The following is an 18,569-nucleotide window of genomic DNA, read 5'->3' on the forward strand; positions in this document are numbered from 1 at the left end:
CGGTCTGTGGTTCACGGGTTGAATTCGCCCCTCCCGTCGGTGAAAGTTGCTCACCAAGAACTTCGTCGAGTGGTGAGTAGGTACCAGATGACCCTGCGTGACGAACTGCCCGTCGGTATCGCCGTGTTCGACCGTCACACCGGGCAGTTCGTCCAGCAGGTGAACGCCGATCATCAGTTCCGTTCGGCGTCCGTGGTGAAGCTGCTGATCGTGCTCGATTACCTCTCGGACCGCGGCCCGGCGTACGACGTGCCGCCGGCGGACCAGAGCCGGCTCGAGGTGATGCTGCGGAGCAGTGACGACGACGCGGCGAGCTACTACTGGGATCACCTCGGCGGTGCGGCGATCGTCGATCGGATGGTGGCGCGGCTCGGCCTGACCCACACGGCCGGGCCGCCCGTCACTCATCCGGGCTTCTGGGGGTACGTCGCCATCACGCCCGCTGACACGGTCCGCGTCTATCGATACATCCTGGACCGGGCACCGCTGCCGGTACGTAAGTACGTGATGGATCTGCTGCACCAGGCGACCCGCTACGGCACCGACGGCTTCGACCAGTACTTCGGGATCGCATCGGTCTTCGATCCGGAGTTCAGCATCAAACAGGGCTGGTCCGGATTCCACGGGTCGAGCGGCTACGCCAAGGACAGGGCGAAGCCGGAGTCCCTGGTGGACCTGGTCAGTGACGCACTCCACACCACCGGGACCGTCGGGCCGGACGACCGAGCCATCGTCGCCGTGTTCACGCTGCACCCTCCGGGAACGGAGTACGAGAAGGCCTACGCGGAGGTCACGCGGCTGACCGGGTCGCTGACCGTGCCCGGCGTGCCGGATCGCCGGTAGGAGATGCGAGACTTCTGGCCATGCGAGTGCACATCGGCTCCGACCATGCCGGCTTCGAACTGAAGAACCACTTGGTCCAGCACCTGACAGCTGCCGGGCACGACGTCGTCGACCACGGCCCGGCCGTGTACGACGCGGTCGACGACTATCCGCCGTACTGCCTGCGGGCCGGTGTGGGAGTGGTCGAGGAGCCGGGCAGCCTCGGCATCGTCATCGGCGGCTCCGGCAACGGCGAGCAGATCGCCGCCAACAAGGTGAAGGGGGTCCGGGCGATCCTGGCCTGGAGCACCGACACCGCACGGCTCGGCCGCGAGCACAACAACGCCAATGTGATCAGCGTGGGCGCGCGGATGCACTCCGAGGAGGAGGCGGCCGGCTTCGTCGACACGTTCCTGGCGACCGACTACTCCGGCGAGGATCGGCACACCCGCCGGATCGACATGCTGTCGGCTTACGAGTCGACCGGTGTGCTCCCGCCGGTCTCCTGACGCTTCGACTGGTCGGTCTCGTCGTTCGGCGCCGTCGTACGGCGGTTGACCGGCTGGCGCGGGCGGGACACGTCGCGAGCCCGCATCGACCGGCCGGTGCCGACCACCGCCGGAGTGGGCGGACCACTCCGGCCCTTGGAACCACTTGTCGTCCCCATATGAGGAATCATGCCTGAAGGTCACACGCTGCACCGGTTGGCGAACGACGTCTGGGATGCGTTCGGCGGCCGCCCGCTCCAGGCGTCCAGCCCGCAGGGCCGGTTCGTCGAGGGCGCCATGCTGCTGAACGGGCACGTGCTGCGCCAGACCGAGGCTCACGGTAAGCACTTCCTCGCCGACTTCGAGGGCGCCGGCTGGCTGCACATCCACCTCGGCCTGATCGGCAAGATGGACATCATGGCCGCACCGGTCCCCGAACCGGTCGGCCAGGTCCGCCTCCGCCTGCAGAACGCGACGTCGTACGCCGATCTGCGCGGAGCGACCGTGTGTGAGGTGCTGACCGACGGCGAACGCGAGACGCTGATCGCACGACTCGGTCCGGACCCGCTGCGCGACGACGCGGACCCCGAGCTGGCGTGGAAGCGGATCCATCGCAGCAAGCTGCCGATCGGCCGGCTGCTGATGGACCAGGAGGTCCTGAGCGGCGTCGGCAACGTCTATCGGGCCGAGGTGTTGTTCCGGGCCAAGCTGAGTCCCATGACGCAGGGCAACCTGGTCAAGAAGCGCGAGTGGCAGGGCATGTGGGACGACCTGCTCGAGTTGATGAAGTACGGCGTCGAGACCGGCCGGATCGACACGGTCGCCGACGATCACACGCCCGAGGCGATGGGCCGGGATCCACGCAGCGACGATCATGGCGGCGAGGTGTACGTGTACCGGCGGCAAGGGCAACGCTGTCATGTCTGCCACTCGGTGATCCGGACCGAGATCCTGGCCGGCCGCAACTTGTTCTGGTGCCCCAAATGCCAGCGCACCGGACTCACTCGCAAGAGCTGACAGTCATCAGTTGTGTCACGACCGGATGCACGGACCGGGTCGTGCCGTTATCTTCTTCACACCATGAGGAGGAGCGGCGCGCTCGCGCAGGTACGACGCATCGGCAGCCTGGTCGAAACGCTGGGCCGACGCGCCCGCCGATCCCATCGGCTCGCCTTCGTCGCGTTGACGCTGACGTCGATCGTCTTCGCCGTCTCCAGCCTGGCCTGGGAGACCCTCGTACCGGCGTCCTTTCTGATCATCCCGCTGGTGGTCGGCGGCCTGCTGCTGAGGTTCCGGGAGCTGGTGGCGCTCACCGTCATCACGGTGATCTTCGGCGCGTACGTCGTCCTGTCCCGCGGACCGACACTGCCGCGGATCGGCTTCGTGCTGGTCCTGCTGATCGTCGCCTGGATCATGCTCACCAGTGCCAAGGTGCGCAGCCGGCTCGGAGTGCCGGGCACACGTGGCGAGTCGATGCTGATGGAGTTGCGCGACACCCTCACCGCTCAGGGCGAGTTGCCGCCGCTCCCGGCCGGCTGGCTGGCCGAGGTGGCGATCCGCTCGGCCGGAAGTTCGACGTTCTCCGGTGACTTCGTGGTGTCGACGACGCGGGACCACCTTCTCGAGGTCGCGCTGGTTGATGTCTCGGGCAAGGGAATCGATGCCGGGGTCCGGGCGCTGCTGTTGTCGGGCGCCTTCGGTGGACTGCTCGGCGTCGTACCGGCCGAGGAGTTCCTGCCGTCGGCGAACCGCTATCTGCGACGGCAGGACTGGGACGACGACTTCGCCACGGTCGTCCATGTCGCGATCGACCTGCGGACCGGCGACTTCGACGTACGCACGGCCGGACATCCGCCGGCCATTCAGTTCGACGCGTGGTCAGGGCGGTGGCAGACGCGGGATGCGGACGGCCCGCTGCTCGGGTTGGTGGACGCACCGGAGTTCCTGGTGAACCACGGGCAGTTGAAGCCCGGCGACGCACTCTTCCTGTACAGCGACGGCATGGTCGAGACTCCGCGCCGCGACATCGGCCGCGGCACCGACCGGCTCGTCGGGCACGCGGAACGCCTTGTCGCACACGGCTTCGAGGGCGGAGCCGCAGAGCTCGTCGCGTCTGCCGGCGGGCCCGGTGACGACTCCGCGATCGTCATCATCCACCGCATGGCCCACGCGTAGGTACGTCGCTCCCGCGATGGCGTAGCCTGCTCCGTCGTGACGATCGATGGGCTGGGCGACACCTTCGGCCAGGACGCTGATCGGGCGGCGCCGGAGGTGTCGTTCGAGGAACTGGTCGCGATGATGCCGGAGACGGTCCGGGAGGTGTTCCCGCCGGACCGGTGGCAGCTGGAGAAGCTGTGGGCGCTCGACCTGAAGGTCGAACCGGTCGAGATCGCGGACCTGGTCTGGTTGTTCGACCTGCCGCTCTGGCAGCTGGACGGCGAACGCTTCAAGGTCACCCCGAACCAGGTTGCCGAGACCCCGATGAACTTCCGCGCCCACTACCAGCGGGTGATGGATGCCGACCTCGACCATCCGATCAACCTCGTGGCCTACCGGGGCCGCCTGGTCGTCCTCGACGGCGCACATCGCTTGCTCAAGGCGCACTTCCTCCGCCGCCGCTGGATCGAAGCGACGATCGCGACTGCCACTCAGCTCCAGTCCTGCACGCTGTGAAGTGCAAGTAGCGACTTGCACATCGCGTTCCGGCGTGACAGGGTTGTGGGTATGGAGAGCGTGGAGCGTGAGGTGTTTGTCGAGGCTCGGCCGGAGGTGGTCTGGGCCGCGGTGACGCAGCCCGAGGCGTTTGCCCGCTGGTATGCGTTCGGTGGGGTGGAGATCGATCTGCGGCCGGGCGGGCGGCTGGTGATGCGCTGGGATGAGCACGGTGAGTATCTCGGCTTCGTGGAGAAGGTCGAGCCGGGGCGGCGGTTCGCGTATCGGTACGCCGTCGACCCGGGCGTCGTGCCCGCACCGGGGAATTCGAACCTGGTGGAGTTCACGCTGACACCGGAAGGTGAGGGCACCCGGTTGCGGGTGGTGGAGTCCGGGTTCGAGCGGCTGGACATGTCGCCGGAGGAGCGGCTCAAGCGGGCCGACGAGTCCGCACAGGGTTGGGACGGCGGTCTCGCGGCCCTGACGGAGCTGGCGCCTACGTTGTGACGACTGTTGACGTGGTGCTCGAGGCGCTGGGGGATCCGACCCGGCGAGTGGTGGTGGAGTTGCTGGCGACCGGCGGTGGACGGACGGCAACCTCACTGGCGAGCGAGCTTCCGGTGACCAGGCAGGCGGTGGTGCAGCACCTCGCCGTCCTGCGCGATGCCGGCCTGGTCGAGAGCCGGCGCGAAGGTCGCGAAGTACGCTTCGAGCTACGCCCCGCGGCCCTGACTGCCACCGCGGCCTGGATGGCCGACGTGGCCGCCCAATGGGACCACCGCCTGGCCGTCATCACCGAACTGGCCGAAACTTCGGAGATCGAGGCAGCGCTCAGGCAATCCTCGGCGCCGGAGGTCGAGACCCGCGACATGCCGTGACTGTTGTTGATGACGCGTCACCATTACTATGGATGCTATGACATCGCACAGCGACGAGTACGCGCCGAGCACGGCCGAGTGGGTCCGGAACCAGGTGGACAAGGTCACCGAGGCCGGGACCACCGAAGCGGTCGACATCATGGGGATGAAGGTGGTGCTGCTGACCATGCGCGGCGCCAAGTCCGGCAAGATCCGGAAGGTCCCGTTGATGCGCGTCGAGCACAACGGTGTGTACGCCGCTGTCGCGTCGCTCGGTGGTGCACCGAAGAACCCGGTCTGGTATTACAACCTGAAGGCCGACCCGAAGCTCACCCTCCAGGACGCCGACGTCACCAAGGAGTACGTCGCCCGCGAGATCGAGAGTGCCGAGTACGACGAGTGGTGGACGCGGGCCGTCGCGGCCTACCCGCCGTACGCCGAGTATCAGACCAAGACCAGCCGGAAGATCCCGCTGTTCGTGCTCGACCCGATCAAGTAGCTGATCCACCGGGCGTGCGCGGGCCTGTTAAGTCCGCGCACAGATCCGGCGTGGGACGACGGCCGGTCACCGGGTCGGGCCCAGGCCTGTGAGACGCTGGCGACGGCGGGGTCGAATGGATCCGGCCCGGCGCGCTGCGTCGACGGAGTTCTGGGAGTCGTCCTGACCACACACGACGCGGTGCAGGAACCGTTCGTCGGGTCGACGCGGTTGCGTCTGGCCGGACTGGCACTGCATGCCTATACCGCGAGCGGAACGGTGCTCGCGTTACTGATCGTCATCGCCGCCATCGACGGGGACGCGGTCCGGGCGCTCTGGCTCGGCCTCGCGGCCCTGGTGATCGACGGGACCGACGGCATGCTCGCGCGCCGGCTGCGGGTGAAGGAGACCATCCCGTGGTTCGACGGCGCGATGCTGGACAACATCGTCGACTACCTGACCTACGCGTTCGCCCCGATCGTGCTGCTCTGGAGCGGGAACTACCTGCCCAACGGCGCCTGGGGCGCGGTGCTGGCGGCGCTGCCGTTGCTTGCCTCCAGCTACCAGTTCTGCCGGGTCGACGCGAAGACCGACGACCACTTCTTCCTCGGCTTCCCGAGCTACTGGAACGTGGTCGCGTTCTACGTGGTCGTCCTCGGCCTCAGCCCGGTCACCACCGGCGTGATCCTGGTGGTCTGCTCGGTGCTCGTCTTCATCCCGGTGAAGTACATCTACCCGTCGCGGACCAAGGTGTTCCGCTCGCTGAACCTGATCACCACCGCGATCTGGCTCGCGGCGTACGCCGTACTGCTGGCACAGATGCCCGACCCCAACACGATCGTGGTCGCCGTCTCGCTGTCCTACCTCCTGTACTACGGAGTCCTCAGCCTGTACCTCACCTTCTGGGCACCTAGGCGCAAGGTCAGCTGAGTGGTTCTCGGTCTCGGCGCGGCGCTCGGCGCCGCGGTGCTCTTCGGTGTCGCCTCGATCCTGCAGGCGGTCGGTTCGCGCAAGGTCCCGACCGAGTCCGAACTGGACCCGCGGCGGCTCGGCGGGTTCGTGGTCGCGCTGCTCAAGCAGCCCGCGTTCCTGGGTGCCCTGGTGCTGAACCTGGCCGGCTTCGCGCTGCACTTCGTTGCCTTGCGCCTCCTTCCGCTGTACCTCGCCCAGGCCGGCATCGCGGCCAGCCTGGTCGTGACCGCGCTGCTCGCCACCCGGCTGATGTCGGACCAGCTCAGCGCGCTCGAATGGTCGGCGGTGATCGCGGTCTGTGTCGGCCTCGGCCTGCTGGCGGTGTCGGCCGGCAACGCGGGGGACAGCGCTGAGCATCACGGCCTCACGATCGGCATCATCGTCGGCCTCGTCACGATCGCCGTCCTCGGCGCCCTCGCGAGCCGCTCGCAACACGGCGTTTCCACCGCCCTGCTCGGCCTCCTGGCCGGCCTCGGGTACGCCGGCGTCGCGATCTCGGCCCGCCTACTCCAGGACGGCTCGATCGGCGAGCTCCTCCGCAGCCCGACGACGTACACCCTCCCGATCAGCGGAGCGCTCGCCTTCCTCCTCTACTCCCTGGCCCTGCAACGCGGATCGGTCACGCTGGCAACCACCCCGATGATCGCCCTCCAAACCATCACCCCCGCCGCCGTAGGCGTCTTCGTCCTCGACGACGCCGTCCGCGACGGCTGGTGGCCCGGCGCCATCTCCGGCTTCCTCCTCACCGCCGCCGGCGCCCTCATCCTCGTCCGCTTCGAATCAGTCAAGTCCTAGCTCACCTGGCCCACCCCACGCGCCCGCTCGTCGTGTGCAACGGCTGGGGAACTGTCTGCGGGCGACTGTAGGTTGACGGCATGTTGACCACGTTGGCTGTGGAGAACTACCGGTCCTTGCGGCGCGTGGTGATGCCGTTGCGCGGGCTGAACGTCGTGACCGGAGCGAACGGGACCGGGAAGTCCAGCCTGTACCGCGCGCTCAGATTACTTGCGGACGCCTCTCGGAACGGCGCGATCGCGGCCCTCGCACGCGAAGGTGGCCTGCAGTCGACCCTCTGGGCCGGTCCGGAACACGTGCGAAAAGACAGACCCGTCCAAGGAACGGTGCGGACGGCGCCGGTGGCACTGCGGATGGGCTTCGCGTCTGAGGACTACGGCTACGCGGTGGATTTCGGTATGCCGATCCCGACTCTCGGCGTACGCAACGAGGCATCGGCGTTCAACCTCGACCCCGAGATCAAGCGGGAGTCGCTCTGGGCCGGGCCTTTCCTGCGACCTGCCGCTCTGCTGATGGAGCGAGGTGGCGGCGGCGCGCGCATCCGGGACAACGACGGTTCGTGGCAGGACGGCGGACATGTGCTGCAGCCGTTCGACAGCATGCTCAGCGAGTTCGCCGACCCTCAGCGAGCGCCCGAACTGCTCGCATTGCGCGAGCGGATGCGGGCCTGGCGGTTCTACGACCATCTGCGGACCGACGCGGATGCCCCCGCTCGGCGGATGCAGATCGGCACGCGGACCCCCATCCTGGATCCGGAGGGCGCTGACCTCGCGGCCGCCTTGCAGACGATTCGGGAGATCGGTGCGAAGGGCGAGCCCGACGACGCGATCGAGCTGGCGTTTCCGGGGAGCCGGGTCGAGATCCTCAACGCCGACGGAAGGTTCGAGATCGCGTTCCGGCAGCACGGGCTGCTGCGGCCGTTGTCAGGCGCCGAGTTGTCGGACGGCACGCTCAGATATCTGTTGTGGGTTGCTGCGTTGCTCACACCGCGACCGCCGGAGTTGCTCGTCCTCAACGAGCCCGAGACCAGCCTGCACCCGGATCTCCTGCCTGCGTTGGCGAATCTGGTCGTCACCGCCGCCAAGGACGCCCAGGTCATCGTGGTCACCCACTCCCGGCCCTTCGTCGCCGCACTCGGTGCGCTCGTCGATGACCTGCACACCATCGAACTGGTGAAGGACCGCGGCGCCACCACCATCGCCGACCAACGCCCCCTCGACGAGCCGCCGTGGAAATGGGCCTCGCGCTAGTTCCCACGTCGACTCGACTCGACTCGAGCGTGGGGTCAGGTCGAGTGACACCCTAGGTTTCGCGGACCCCGGCGTACGGTGTCGGCCGGTTTCGGACGGGCTTGCCCACTCACCTGGAGGGTTGCCCCCTCAGATTCTCAGTGGGCAACCCTCCAACTGAGGGGCTGCCCACTGAGTTGGAGGGTTGTCAGACCGCGACCTCGTCGGCGGCTAGGACTGCGCGCAGCGGTTTTGCTTACGCGGACGCTCGCGGCTCGAGGGGTCGAATGCGTTCAGGTGGTCGGACAGGTCGGAGGTCACCCGCCTGTCGTTGTTCGCTCGGGCGATCGGAGGCGAGCACTCACTCGACCTGGCCGACTTCTCGACCGCCTACCGGGTGCAGCAGGCGGTCGAGGCGTTCCACAGCTGAGGCTAGGGCAAGCGCCGGAAGCGGACCGCGTCGGCGATCACGTACCCGTCCGCGTTGTCGCTGAGCTCCACGTAGGAGTCGATGCCGGCGTTGAATGTGAAGATGCCCAGCGAGACCCATTCGCCGGTGCGGGGATCGGGTACGCCGCGAACACGTTGGTTGACCGTGACAGTCGTCGTACCGGCTGCGTGGTGTACGACGTACTTCGCGTTAGAAGCGCGGTTGGGGTCGGCGGTGTACGAGGCGAGCACCTCGTAGCTGCCAATACCCGGGATGGCCGGACGGAAGCGGGCCAGGTTCGCACCTGTGCCCTTGGCGTGGGTGAGGTAGTTGAAGCCGTAGTACCCGAGGATGCTCCGGCCACTCGCCCACGTGCCGACCGTTTCGAAGCCGAGCCCGCCGTTGTCGACGGTGACCTCCTCCCGGACGTCAGCGGTCGCCGCCGCCGTCACGAGAGTCAGTTGCTCGAGTGCGACCGCCGTACCGCCGCCTCTGCCAGTGCCGGCGAGAGTGAAGCGGACCGTGTGCCGGCCCGGCTGGAGACGGCCCCGGTCTAGCGGTACGACGTCGTATCCGTCGCCGCGGAAGGCGGTCAGATCGATCGCACTGGTGCGCGGAGCCTGGCCATCGACCGTCACCGTGACCAGTCCGCCGTTGGACGAGCGGTAGTAGCGCAGCCACAGCTCATAGGTGTCGTCGCGCTCTACATGGAGCGCCTGGTCGATGTACGCACCCGCAGCGGCCACAGGCAGTCTCGGGTAGTTCATGCCGTACGTCGCTGTCGTGAGCGCCGGCCCGGTGGCCAGACTGTCGCGGCCCTGAGTCAGCCACTCCAGATTGAAGTGAGCGACCGCCACGCGACGCGGACTGCCGTCAACGTCCCCGTCGCAGCCGTAGAGCAACACGATGGTTCCGTCGGACAGGCGGGCGAGGTCGGAGTAGTACCCGCGGAGCTGGCTGATCGAGCGGCTGTAGCGGAACGACTTGCCCTCGTCATAGCTCAGCGAGACGGTCATGTTCCACCGCATCGGGGCGTCCGGCCGACTGAACAGCACCCGGTTGACGTCATGGCTGCCCGGACCGCCCGTGTACCGGTGGAAACCCATGTCACAGCCGTTGAACAGCCCCGCGCTGAACTCCATCACCGCACGGGACCAGGAGAGCCCGTCGTCGTTGCTGATGGCGAAGTCACGCGGCCAGTCGTTGCCGGAGCCCGGGCGGCTGTTCATCAGCACCGAGCCGTCCTCCCGCTGCAGCAGTCGCGCCTCGCCAACCGTCGGCAGACCGGTCCCCATCGGCACCTCACCGCCGACCTTCCAGGTGTGGCCGTGGTCGTCGCTGTAGACAGTGGAGGCGCCATAGTTGCGGTCGGCCGCAGGTACGCCGGTGATGATCGTGCGGTGCGACACGGTGAGCAGGAGCCGGCCGGAGTGGAGTTGGATGCCGTGGCCGGGGCCAGGGCCCGACCGTCCAGACTGTGCCGTTCGCTCCAGGTGACGCCGCTGTCGGTGCTGGAGCGGTAGTGCAGGATGCCCCGTCTCACTGAAGAACGGAGCCGCAGCCTGACGATGCTTACCCCCACGACCACGCGGCGGTGCAGCACCGGCACTCACCGGGACAGCGGCCGCGGCAGCACCCGCCGCAAGCCCAAGATTCAACGTACGACGACTGATCGGCAGGCTCATCCACTTCTCCTCACCGGGCGAAAGGTGCCAGGACCGTACTCGCCCGCCCAACCGTCACGCTAGACGCTAATAGGTATTACTTCTGGAAGAAAAGAAAACTGCTCTCGGTCAGGTGCGACCGAGAGCAGTTTTTCGGGATGCGGGTCAGGCCAGGGAGTCTTCCCAGGCTTGGTGTAGGCCGGCGTAGTGGCCGTTGGTGGTGACGAGGGAGTCGGGGGCGCCGTCTTCGATGATGCGGCCGTATTCGAGGACGATGACCCGGTCGGCCGTTTCGACCGTGGACAGGCGGTGGGCGATGACGATCGCCGTACGGTCGGCCAGGATGGTCCGCAGTGCGCGCTGGATCAGCCGCTCACTGGGGATGTCCAGGCTCGACGTCGCCTCGTCCAGGATCAGTACGGCGGGATCCGCGAGGAACGCACGGGCGAACGCGACCAACTGCCGCTGACCGGCGGACAACCGGCTTCCGCGCTTCTCCACGGCCGTCTCGTACCCGTTCGGCAGCGCCATGATGAAGTCGTGCGCGCCGATGACCTTGGCGGCCTCGACCACCTCGTCCATGGTCGCGTCCGGCTTGCCGAACCGGATGTTGTCGGCCACCGACCCGGTGAACAGGAAGTTCTCCTGCGTCACCATGACCACCCGCTCGCGCAGGTCGTCCTCGGTGAGGTCCCGCAGGTCGACACCGTCCAGCAGCACGTGACCACCGGTCGGGTCGTAGAACCGCGCCACCAGTTTGGCGATCGTGGTCTTACCGGCGCCCGTCGTACCGACCAGGGCCAGGGTCTGACCGGCCGGCACGTCCAGTTGCAGGCCAGGCAGCACCTTGACGCCATCGACGTACTGGAACTCGACCCTCCGCAGTTCCAGGTGACCGCGGGCCCGGCCCGGCTTGGCCGGCTCGATCGGCTCCGGCACATCCGGCTTCTCGTTCAGAACGCCGGACAGCTTCTCCAGCGCCGCACTCGCGGACAGGAAGGTGTTGTAGAACTGCGTGATGTCCTGCAGCGGCTCGAAGAACTGCCGCAGGTACAGCAGGAACGCGGTCAGTACGCCGACCGTCACGTGACCGTGGTACGCCTGGTAACCGCCGTACGCGAGGATCGCGACGATCGTCACGTTGCCGACGCCCTTGATCGACGGCATGAAGATCGCGTTCAGCTGGAACGACTTCAGGTTCGCCTGCCGGTACCGGTCGTTGACCCCGTGGAAGATCTCCTCGTTCCGCGGCTCCCGGCGGAACGCCTGGACCGCGCGGATCCCGGTCATCGACTCGACGAAGTGCACGATGACGAGTACGACGGCCTCACGGGTCTGCCGGTACACGACCGCCGACCGCTTCCGGAACCACGCCGTCAGCAGGAGCAGCGCCGGGAACGACAGCAACGCGAGCAGACCCAGTTTCAGGTCGAGCGTCAGCAGCAGGATCGCCGTACCGATCAGGGTCAGCAGTGCCGTGACCAGACCGTCGAATCCGTTCGCCAGCATCTCGTCGATCACGCCCACGTCGGACGTCAGCCGCGAGATCACCCGCCCGGAGGTGAACTTGTCGTGGAACGACGGGCTGAGCCGCTGGAAGTGGTCGAACACCCGCCGGCGCAGGCCGAGCAGGATGGTCTGGCCGAGCTTGCCGGACCGCATCAGGAACAACTGCCGGGCCCACGCCTGCAGGAGTGCACTGACGAAGACCGCGATCACGACGGTGATCAAGGCCCGCGGACCCTCACCGGCCAGGATCGGCGGGATGCCGTTGTCGATGCCGAGGTGGACCAGGTACGGCACCGCCAGCCGGGCACCGTTCTCGACGATGACGATCACGACCAGGATCCAGATCAGCTTGGAGTACGGCCGGAGCAGTTCGCCGAGGAGCTTGCGCGAGTCCTCCTTCAGCCGGACGGTCGTTGCCCTCGACAACTCCCGGTCCGGATCGTCCTCGAAGACTCCCCGCCACGACTTCTCCGGGGTCTCCTGCTCGTGGTCCGGCGTTTCCTCCTCAGGAGGTGTCTGCTGGGTCGTCGTCATGCGTGCACCTCCTCTTCCTCGGCCGCGAGCAGTTGGCGGTACGCCGGAACTTCCGCGAGCAACTCGTGATGGGTACCGACGTGGGTGATCGTGCCGTCCTGGAGCAGCGCCACCTGGTCGGCCAGCATCACGGTCGACGCGCGGTGCGCGACCACGATGCCGGTGGTCTCGGAGAGCACGTTGCGCAGTGCCTCCTCGACCAGGGCCTCGGTGTGCACGTCGAGCGCGGAGAGCGTGTCGTCGAGCACGAGGATGGCCGGCTGGGCGAGCACGGCTCGAGCGAGTGCGAGCCGTTGCCGTTGGCCACCCGACAGCGACATGCCCTGCTCACCGACCCGGGTCTCCAGCCCCCAGGGCAGCTCGTTGGCGAACTCGGCCTGCGCCACCTGGAGGGCCTGCTGGACCTCCGCGTCCGTGGCGTCGGGGCGGCCGAGGGTGAGGTTCTCCCGAACGCTCATCGAGAACAGCGTCGGGTCGTCGAACGCGGACGCGACCGCGGTCCGCAACGACGTCAGGCTCAGATCCCGGATGTCGTGCCCATCGACCGTGATCCGCCCGGCGGTCACGTCGTACAGGCGGGGGATCAGAGCGGTGAGGGTGGTCTTGCCGGATCCGGTCGCGCCGACCAGGGCGAGCGTTGTACCGGGGGTGAGATCGAGGTTGATGTCGTGCAGGATCTCGGGGGAGTCGGGCGAGAAGCGGAACCCGACGTGCTCGAAGCGCAGGTGACCGCGGGAGTTCACCAGCTTCTCCGGGCCGGACTGGATCACCGAGTGGGTGTCCAGGATCTCGCTGATCCGGTCCGCCGCCGTCATCGCCTCCTGGGCCATCGCGAGGATGCCGCCGAGCGACGTGACCGGCCAGATCAGCGACAGCATCAGCGTGATGAACGCGACCAGGGTGCCGAGCGTGATCGCCTCCCGGCCCACCGCGAGCGCGCCGAGCAGCAGCACGATCACCAGGGTCAGGTTCGGGATCACGCCGAGGAAGCTCCAGAACCGCGAAGCGAGCCGGACCTTCTGGACTTCGGTGTGGTAGAGCGTGATCGCCTCGTCGTCGAACTGTCCCTGGACGTGTCCACGCCGGCCGAACGCCTTGATCACCCGGAAGCCGAGCGCCGACTCCTCGATCCGGGTGGCCAGGTCGCCCTGCTGGTCCTGGACCTTGCGGGAGATCAGCAGGTACTTGCGCTCGAACTTCAAAGACACCACGATGATCGGCACTGCGGCCACCAGCACGACCACGCCGAGCGGCCAGTACAGCTGGAGCAGCAGGATGGTGACGACGACCAGTTGCAGGATGTTCATCACCAGGAACAGCAGACCGAAGCCCATGAACCGGCGGATCGTGGACAGGTCGGTGGTGACCCGGGACAGCAGCTGACCACTCTGCCAGCGGGTGTGGAACTCCATCGGCAGCGACTGCAGCCGAACGTACAGATCGTGCCGGAGCGACGCCTCGAGGTCGCTGACGGCACGGGACTGGGCCCACCGGCGGGCCCACACCAGCAGAACCTCGGCGATGCTCAGCCCGAGGGCCAGTAGGGCCAGCGGGACCAGCATGCTGAGCTCACGACGGGTGACCGGCCCGTCGATGATGGCCCGGGTGACCAGGGGAACGGTAAGGCTGACGGCGACGCCCAGCATGGCGGTGACGAACATGACCGCCAGGCGCCAACGGTGTGGCCGGAGATAGGGACGGAGCCGCCAGAGGTTGCGGCTGCGTTCGGGGGCTCGGGTGGTAGGGGATGCAATCGACGGCGCTTGGGCAGGGAGCTCTGAGGGCATCTGGACGGGCGCACTTCCCATCATGCTCGGTTCAAGGGGTATCGCGACCTGAAACAGGCGCACTTTCCAGTATCGCTCAGTAGGTAAGCGCTTGTCCCCCGATTTCCATTCCCCGTCGATGAATAACCACTGGTTGCAATAAGCGGGCCCGGTGCCACGCGGTGACCCCGGTCACAGCTATCGCGTTTCGTAATCAGTGCCGGGCCATCGATCGTCGGTCAGCTGGCCACTGGGGTCTCGGCCGGGAGCGATCGGAAGGTGCGGAGGGGTGAGAAGAAGGCGATCAGGACGCCGGCGAGCATGCCGGCGGTGGCCAGGAGCAGGGTGGGGCGGATGCCGATGGCGGTGGCGAGGAAGCCGGAACCGCCGGCGCCGACGGCTTGACCGCCGATGACCAGGGTGCGCCAGCTGGCGGTGACCTGGCCGAGGAGGTGAGTCGGCGCGGCCGCCTGGCGCAGGGTGCGCTGGGGGACGCCGAACAGGGACATGCCGAGGCCGGCGAAGACCTGGCCGAGCAGAATCATCGGAGTGAGGCCGGTGAACAGCGCCACGCCGGTGAGCGAGGCGAGGAAGGCACCGGACAGATAGGCGCGGCCGATGCCCACCCGGCGGCACCATGGCGTGGCTGCGAAGGTCCCGAGCACCGCGGCGACGCCGAAGGTCGTCAGCTGGACACCGACGAACGACGGCGACCGGTGCAGCTCGCGGATCAGATAGAGCACGATCAGCGGCCCCTGGATCGCACCGGCCATCGATGCCACGGTCGCCGAGCTGATGAGCGGTGCCAGGATCCGGTTGCCGAAGAGCACCCGCAGTCCAGCTGACAGCCGCACCTCGGACCGGTCCGGCGCGGGCGCCCGGGCCGGCTCACGGATCAGGTACGACGCCACCGCGGACACGACGTAAGACGCCGCATCGACGATGATCGCGAACGGTGCGCTCAGCAGCTGCACCAGGAACCCGGCCACGGACGGACCGGCCGTCGAGGCCAGGTTGAAGTTCAGCAGGGCCGCACTGTTCGCCCGCATGAGGTCCTCGCGTGGCACGAGCGACGGGATCATCGTCTGGGACGCGGTGTCCGACAGCAGCGTCAGTACTCCGGTCAGTACGGCAACCACATAGAGCTGCTCGATCCGCAGGGAGCCCAGCGCCGCGACCGCTGGGACAGAACCGAGTAGAACGAGCCGCCCGAGGTCCGTCCAGATCAGTACCCGCCTGAGCGACCACCTGTCCACCCAGACGCCTGCCAGCAGTCCGAAGACCAGATGTGGCGCGATGGTCAGCGCGGACAGTGCACCCATCTGCACAGCGGAGGCCTGCAGCGTGACGACGGCAACGAGTGGCAGGGCGACCGTAGTGATGGCGCTGCCGGACGCTGACACCAGTTGCCCGATCCATAGCTTGCGGAACTCGCCTCTCACGACCCATGCCATGACCTGCAACCTGTCACTCACCAGAGTCATGCGACTACGGCTGTTCGCCCGCAGCGGAGCGTATTCACTGCACGCGAAACACGGGACCCCTTGCAGTGAAGGGCAGCGACGCCCCGGCCGGGATCAGCCAAGCGTGCTCCCGCCGTACCCGGACAACGTCGCAGTGCCCGTCGGTGATGAGCAGGATCGGTCCGTCCACCGGGAAGTCGTCTGCACGCTCAAGCAGGTCCACAGCGGGCTGCAGCACGGTCCCACCGCGACCGCGTACCTGCACGCGTCCCGCGATGTCGTCCACCGGCACGTAGCCGGCGTCGTATGCCACCGCGTCGCAGTACACGACCCGCGCGGCCGGTACGTCGCGAGCCCGCGAGTACGACGCTATGGCGCCGAGCGCCTTGCCCAGCAGTTCTCGGTCCATCGATCCGGAGGTGTCCAGGACCACGCCGTACGTCGGGAGCCGGTCCACCTCGACCGGCCGGATCCACCCTGGCCGCGGGATGTCCGGAGTACCGGACTGGCGTCGGGACGCGCGCGCGTACGTGCGGATCTTGGAAACGGCCGGAACGTGCTCTTCGAACCAGCGGGCCAGTTGTGCGTCCCAAGCAAGCGGCGGGTGGTCCAGCGCGCGGATCTCCTCGACCAGACCCGCAGGCAGAGTGCCGCGAGCAGAGTCGTGGTACGCCAGCCCGGTGCTCAGCGCGCGCCGGTAGATGTCGTCCAGCCCGGCAGCACGCGCTGCTTCCCCCGCATGCGGCAGCGGATGCCCGAGCACGTCGCCCAGACCGACGCCCCGCAGTGTCGCCAGCTTGCGGTAGCGGCGGAGGTCTGTGGTGATGCGGTCGTACACCGTCTCGACGGACATGCCCTTCAGTGCCGGATCGTGCAGCGCGCCGTCGGGCATGGCGCCGACGCCCATCTCGAGCAGCCAGCCGTTGATGACCAGGTCGGCTGCGACGTTCCACAGGTACGGGTCGCGGCCGCCGACGCGCTCGCCGTGGCGCAGAGCGGCGTGCAGCATCTCGTGGGCCATCACGAATCGCCACTCGTTCTGCGTCATCCCGACCAGTGGGTTGACGTAGATCTCGCCGACCGTCGCGTTGACGGCGGCGACCTGGATATCCCAGCCACGGGCCAGCTCCGCCTCGGCAACGATCGTCATGCTGGAGGCGATGGCGCCGAGCAGCGGGTAGGACGAGACGAACCAGGCGAGGGCCAGGTCCCACTTGTCCTGGCTGCGGTGCGGGTCCGTCAGCCTCGTCCGCGCTCCGCCCGCGACGTCCACCGCGGCAGCCGCCGCCGCGGACAGTCCGGCCGCGAACAGTTCGCCCCACTTCGGTGGATCGCCGTATCCGTTCCAGCGCTGCTGCAGTACGTCGGACTGTCCGCCGGCGACTCCGAGACCGGCGTACTCGGGCGGGATGCCTTCGCGCCGCCACAGCCGGGCGAGCGCCTCCTCGTCAGTGGCGGGGAAGCCCGGCGGTAGCTGAACGATCGGTGTGCCGAGCTTGAGCGAGTGCAGGTAGCGGTTGACGGCCACGTCACACGCGGCGCTCGCGGCCGGATCCGGTGCCGGGCGGTCGCCGTCGGCGTGGCCGAGGCCGAGGTGGATGAGCAAGTGCGCGAAGACCCACGTCCACTCCTCGGCTGACGCCTTCCGGGTCGGGTGGGTGACGATCTCGCCGTTGGAGTCGATCGTGGCCCAGGCGTCCGGCGGGCAGTCGTCACTGCGGCGGACGGCCGCGTGCCAGGCGGTCATCGGTGCGAACAGTGGGTGCTTGGAGACTGTCTGCCAGCCGAGCTGGATCGCCTCCAACGCCGGGTCCTTGCGGGCCTTCCGGCGCTTAGGCACGGGCCGCGACCAGGCGGGGGAGGTCGCGGCTGACCTCGACCAGGAACCAGGTCGGCAGCACCGGGCGGCCGTCGTCGTCCGCCGCGATCACCAGCTGCGCCACCTCGAGCGAGATCTCGGCCAGCTCGACCAGCAGCGCTTTGCCGCGGTGTGCGAGCTGCCGCGCCGCCGGACTCGCCGACGCCTTGTCCGCGGCCAGTTCCTTCACCAGCCGGGCCCGGAAGGTCTCGGCCAGGAAGTAGAGCAGGTCGCGGTCCTCCGGAGCGGCCGGCCAGCCGGTCTCGCCCTTCAGTACGGCGTCCAGCCCGAAGGCGTTCCGGACCGTCTTCACGTACGCGCGGAACGCGGAGGCGTGTGCAGCAGACAAGGTGCCGAAGGCAAGTACTCGCAGGGTCTCGTCGGATACGTTGTCGCCGTACGAGTGCAGTGCGTCCGAGAGCATGTGCCAGCTTCGCGGCGTCGAGAACGGTTCCTCGGTCTTCGGCGGTGCGGTCCAGAGGTGGTCCGGGCGGTTGCGCAGGTAGTCGAGTACCCACGGGTGGATCCCCGCCGTACCGGCCCATCGCAGCCAGTCGGTCGGGGACGCGCGGAGGTGGACGTGTACGAGACGGTTGATCAGTGCGCTCGCCATCGGCCGGGCCAGTGCGTTGTCGGTCGCACGGTTGCCGGCCCCGATGACGACGGACCCCTCAGGCAGCTCGTACTCACCGATCCGGCGGTCCAGGATGAGTGAGTAGAACGCTTTCTGCACTTCGGCGGACGATGCGTTCAGCTCGTCCAGGAAGAGGCAGTACGGCTCGTCCCGCGCGATCGCTACGGGTGGTGCGAACCGGCTGCGCCCGTCCACGATCTGCGGGACGCCGATCAGGTCCTCCGGCGCGAGCTGGGTCCCCAGGAGGGTCACACACTCCAGACCGAGTGAATCCGCGAACGCCCGTACCAGACTGCTCTTCCCGATCCCCGGCGCTCCCCACAGGAAGACCGGGCGCACCACTGCGACGTGCAGCAGCACTTCGGGCAGTTCCGCCGCCGATACCGTGATCCCCGCCTGCATCCGTTCCTTTCCGTTT

General features: G+C 67.9%; 18 protein-coding genes. 11 read left to right on the forward strand and 7 right to left on the reverse strand.

The genetic code is table 11. The features are described from left to right. The first annotated feature begins 72 nt into the window (after positions 1–72). Positions 73–843, forward strand: a complete 771-nt coding sequence (locus tag AB0E63_RS24875) for a hypothetical protein (protein WP_360370711.1) — start codon at positions 73–75, stop codon at positions 841–843. A 20-nt stretch (positions 844–863) separates the two neighbouring features. After that, positions 864–1,331, forward strand: a complete 468-nt coding sequence (locus tag AB0E63_RS24880) for a ribose-5-phosphate isomerase (protein ID WP_360370714.1) — start codon at positions 864–866, stop codon at positions 1,329–1,331. On the opposite strand, the gene AB0E63_RS24885 is transcribed toward AB0E63_RS24880, so the two are convergent. Continuing rightward, complete coding sequence (locus AB0E63_RS24885) at positions 1,295–1,489, reverse strand: hypothetical protein (protein WP_360370717.1); 195 nt, start codon at positions 1,487–1,489, stop codon at positions 1,295–1,297. The genes AB0E63_RS24880 and AB0E63_RS24885 overlap by 37 nt on opposite strands. A 10-nt stretch (positions 1,490–1,499) precedes the next feature. On the opposite strand from AB0E63_RS24885, the gene AB0E63_RS24890 reads away from it, so the two are divergent. From AB0E63_RS24890 to AB0E63_RS24930, 9 genes are all read left to right on the forward strand, one after another. Beyond that, on the forward strand, positions 1,500–2,327 hold the full coding sequence (locus AB0E63_RS24890; protein ID WP_360370720.1) for a DNA-formamidopyrimidine glycosylase family protein: 828 nt from the start codon (positions 1,500–1,502) through the stop codon (positions 2,325–2,327). A gap of 63 nt (positions 2,328–2,390) precedes the next feature. Continuing rightward, the gene (locus AB0E63_RS24895) at positions 2,391–3,485 is read left to right on the forward strand and encodes a PP2C family protein-serine/threonine phosphatase (RefSeq protein WP_360370723.1); all 1,095 of its coding nucleotides are present in this window, start codon (positions 2,391–2,393) and stop codon (positions 3,483–3,485) included. A 36-nt stretch (positions 3,486–3,521) separates the two neighbouring features. After that, positions 3,522–3,983, forward strand: coding sequence for a hypothetical protein (locus AB0E63_RS24900; RefSeq protein ID WP_360370726.1), 462 nt, complete (start codon positions 3,522–3,524; stop codon positions 3,981–3,983). 51 nt (positions 3,984–4,034) lie between these two features. Continuing rightward, a complete protein-coding gene (locus AB0E63_RS24905; RefSeq protein WP_360370729.1) occupies positions 4,035–4,469 on the forward strand; it encodes an SRPBCC domain-containing protein in 435 nt (144 codons plus the stop codon). Next, entirely contained in the window at positions 4,466–4,840 is a 375-nt protein-coding gene (locus AB0E63_RS24910; protein WP_360370732.1) for a metalloregulator ArsR/SmtB family transcription factor, read from the forward strand. The genes AB0E63_RS24905 and AB0E63_RS24910 overlap by 4 nt, the downstream gene beginning before the upstream one ends. A 37-nt stretch (positions 4,841–4,877) precedes the next feature. Beyond that, entirely contained in the window at positions 4,878–5,318 is a 441-nt protein-coding gene (locus AB0E63_RS24915) for a nitroreductase family deazaflavin-dependent oxidoreductase (RefSeq protein WP_360370735.1), read from the forward strand. A 180-nt stretch (positions 5,319–5,498) separates the two neighbouring features. Next, a complete protein-coding gene (locus AB0E63_RS24920) occupies positions 5,499–6,227 on the forward strand; it encodes a CDP-alcohol phosphatidyltransferase family protein (protein WP_360370738.1) in 729 nt (242 codons plus the stop codon). Then, on the forward strand, positions 6,228–7,064 hold the full coding sequence (locus AB0E63_RS24925) for a hypothetical protein (protein WP_360370741.1): 837 nt from the start codon (positions 6,228–6,230) through the stop codon (positions 7,062–7,064). Positions 7,065–7,144: 80 nt separating this feature from the next. Then, positions 7,145–8,314, forward strand: coding sequence for an AAA family ATPase (locus AB0E63_RS24930; protein ID WP_360370744.1), 1,170 nt, complete (start codon positions 7,145–7,147; stop codon positions 8,312–8,314). 411 nt (positions 8,315–8,725) lie between these two features. Here AB0E63_RS24930 and AB0E63_RS24935 read toward each other — a convergent pair whose 3' ends face one another. The 6 genes from AB0E63_RS24935 to AB0E63_RS24960 form a co-directional block, all read right to left on the reverse strand. Then, positions 8,726–10,408, reverse strand: a complete 1,683-nt coding sequence (locus tag AB0E63_RS24935; RefSeq protein WP_360370747.1) for an exo-alpha-sialidase — start codon at positions 10,406–10,408, stop codon at positions 8,726–8,728. A 144-nt stretch (positions 10,409–10,552) separates the two neighbouring features. After that, positions 10,553–12,430, reverse strand: coding sequence for an ABC transporter ATP-binding protein (locus tag AB0E63_RS24940; protein WP_360370750.1), 1,878 nt, complete (start codon positions 12,428–12,430; stop codon positions 10,553–10,555). After that, on the reverse strand, positions 12,427–14,091 hold the full coding sequence (locus AB0E63_RS24945; RefSeq protein ID WP_360370753.1) for an ABC transporter ATP-binding protein: 1,665 nt from the start codon (positions 14,089–14,091) through the stop codon (positions 12,427–12,429). Before AB0E63_RS24945 ends, AB0E63_RS24940 begins: the two co-directional genes overlap by 4 nt. A gap of 344 nt (positions 14,092–14,435) precedes the next feature. Further along, complete coding sequence (locus AB0E63_RS24950) at positions 14,436–15,650, reverse strand: MFS transporter (RefSeq protein WP_360370756.1); 1,215 nt, start codon at positions 15,648–15,650, stop codon at positions 14,436–14,438. A gap of 64 nt (positions 15,651–15,714) precedes the next feature. Next, positions 15,715–17,499 carry a hypothetical protein gene (locus tag AB0E63_RS24955; RefSeq protein WP_360370759.1) on the reverse strand — a complete coding sequence of 595 codons (1,785 nt, stop codon included), beginning with the start codon at positions 17,497–17,499 and terminating at the stop codon, positions 15,715–15,717. Continuing rightward, complete coding sequence (locus tag AB0E63_RS24960; RefSeq protein ID WP_360370762.1) at positions 17,492–18,553, reverse strand: MoxR family ATPase; 1,062 nt, start codon at positions 18,551–18,553, stop codon at positions 17,492–17,494. Before AB0E63_RS24960 ends, AB0E63_RS24955 begins: the two co-directional genes overlap by 8 nt. Positions 18,554–18,569: the final 16 nt, after the last annotated feature.

The organism is Kribbella sp. NPDC026596 (genome assembly GCF_040638415.1).
Lineage (GTDB): Bacteria > Actinomycetota > Actinomycetes > Propionibacteriales > Kribbellaceae > Kribbella.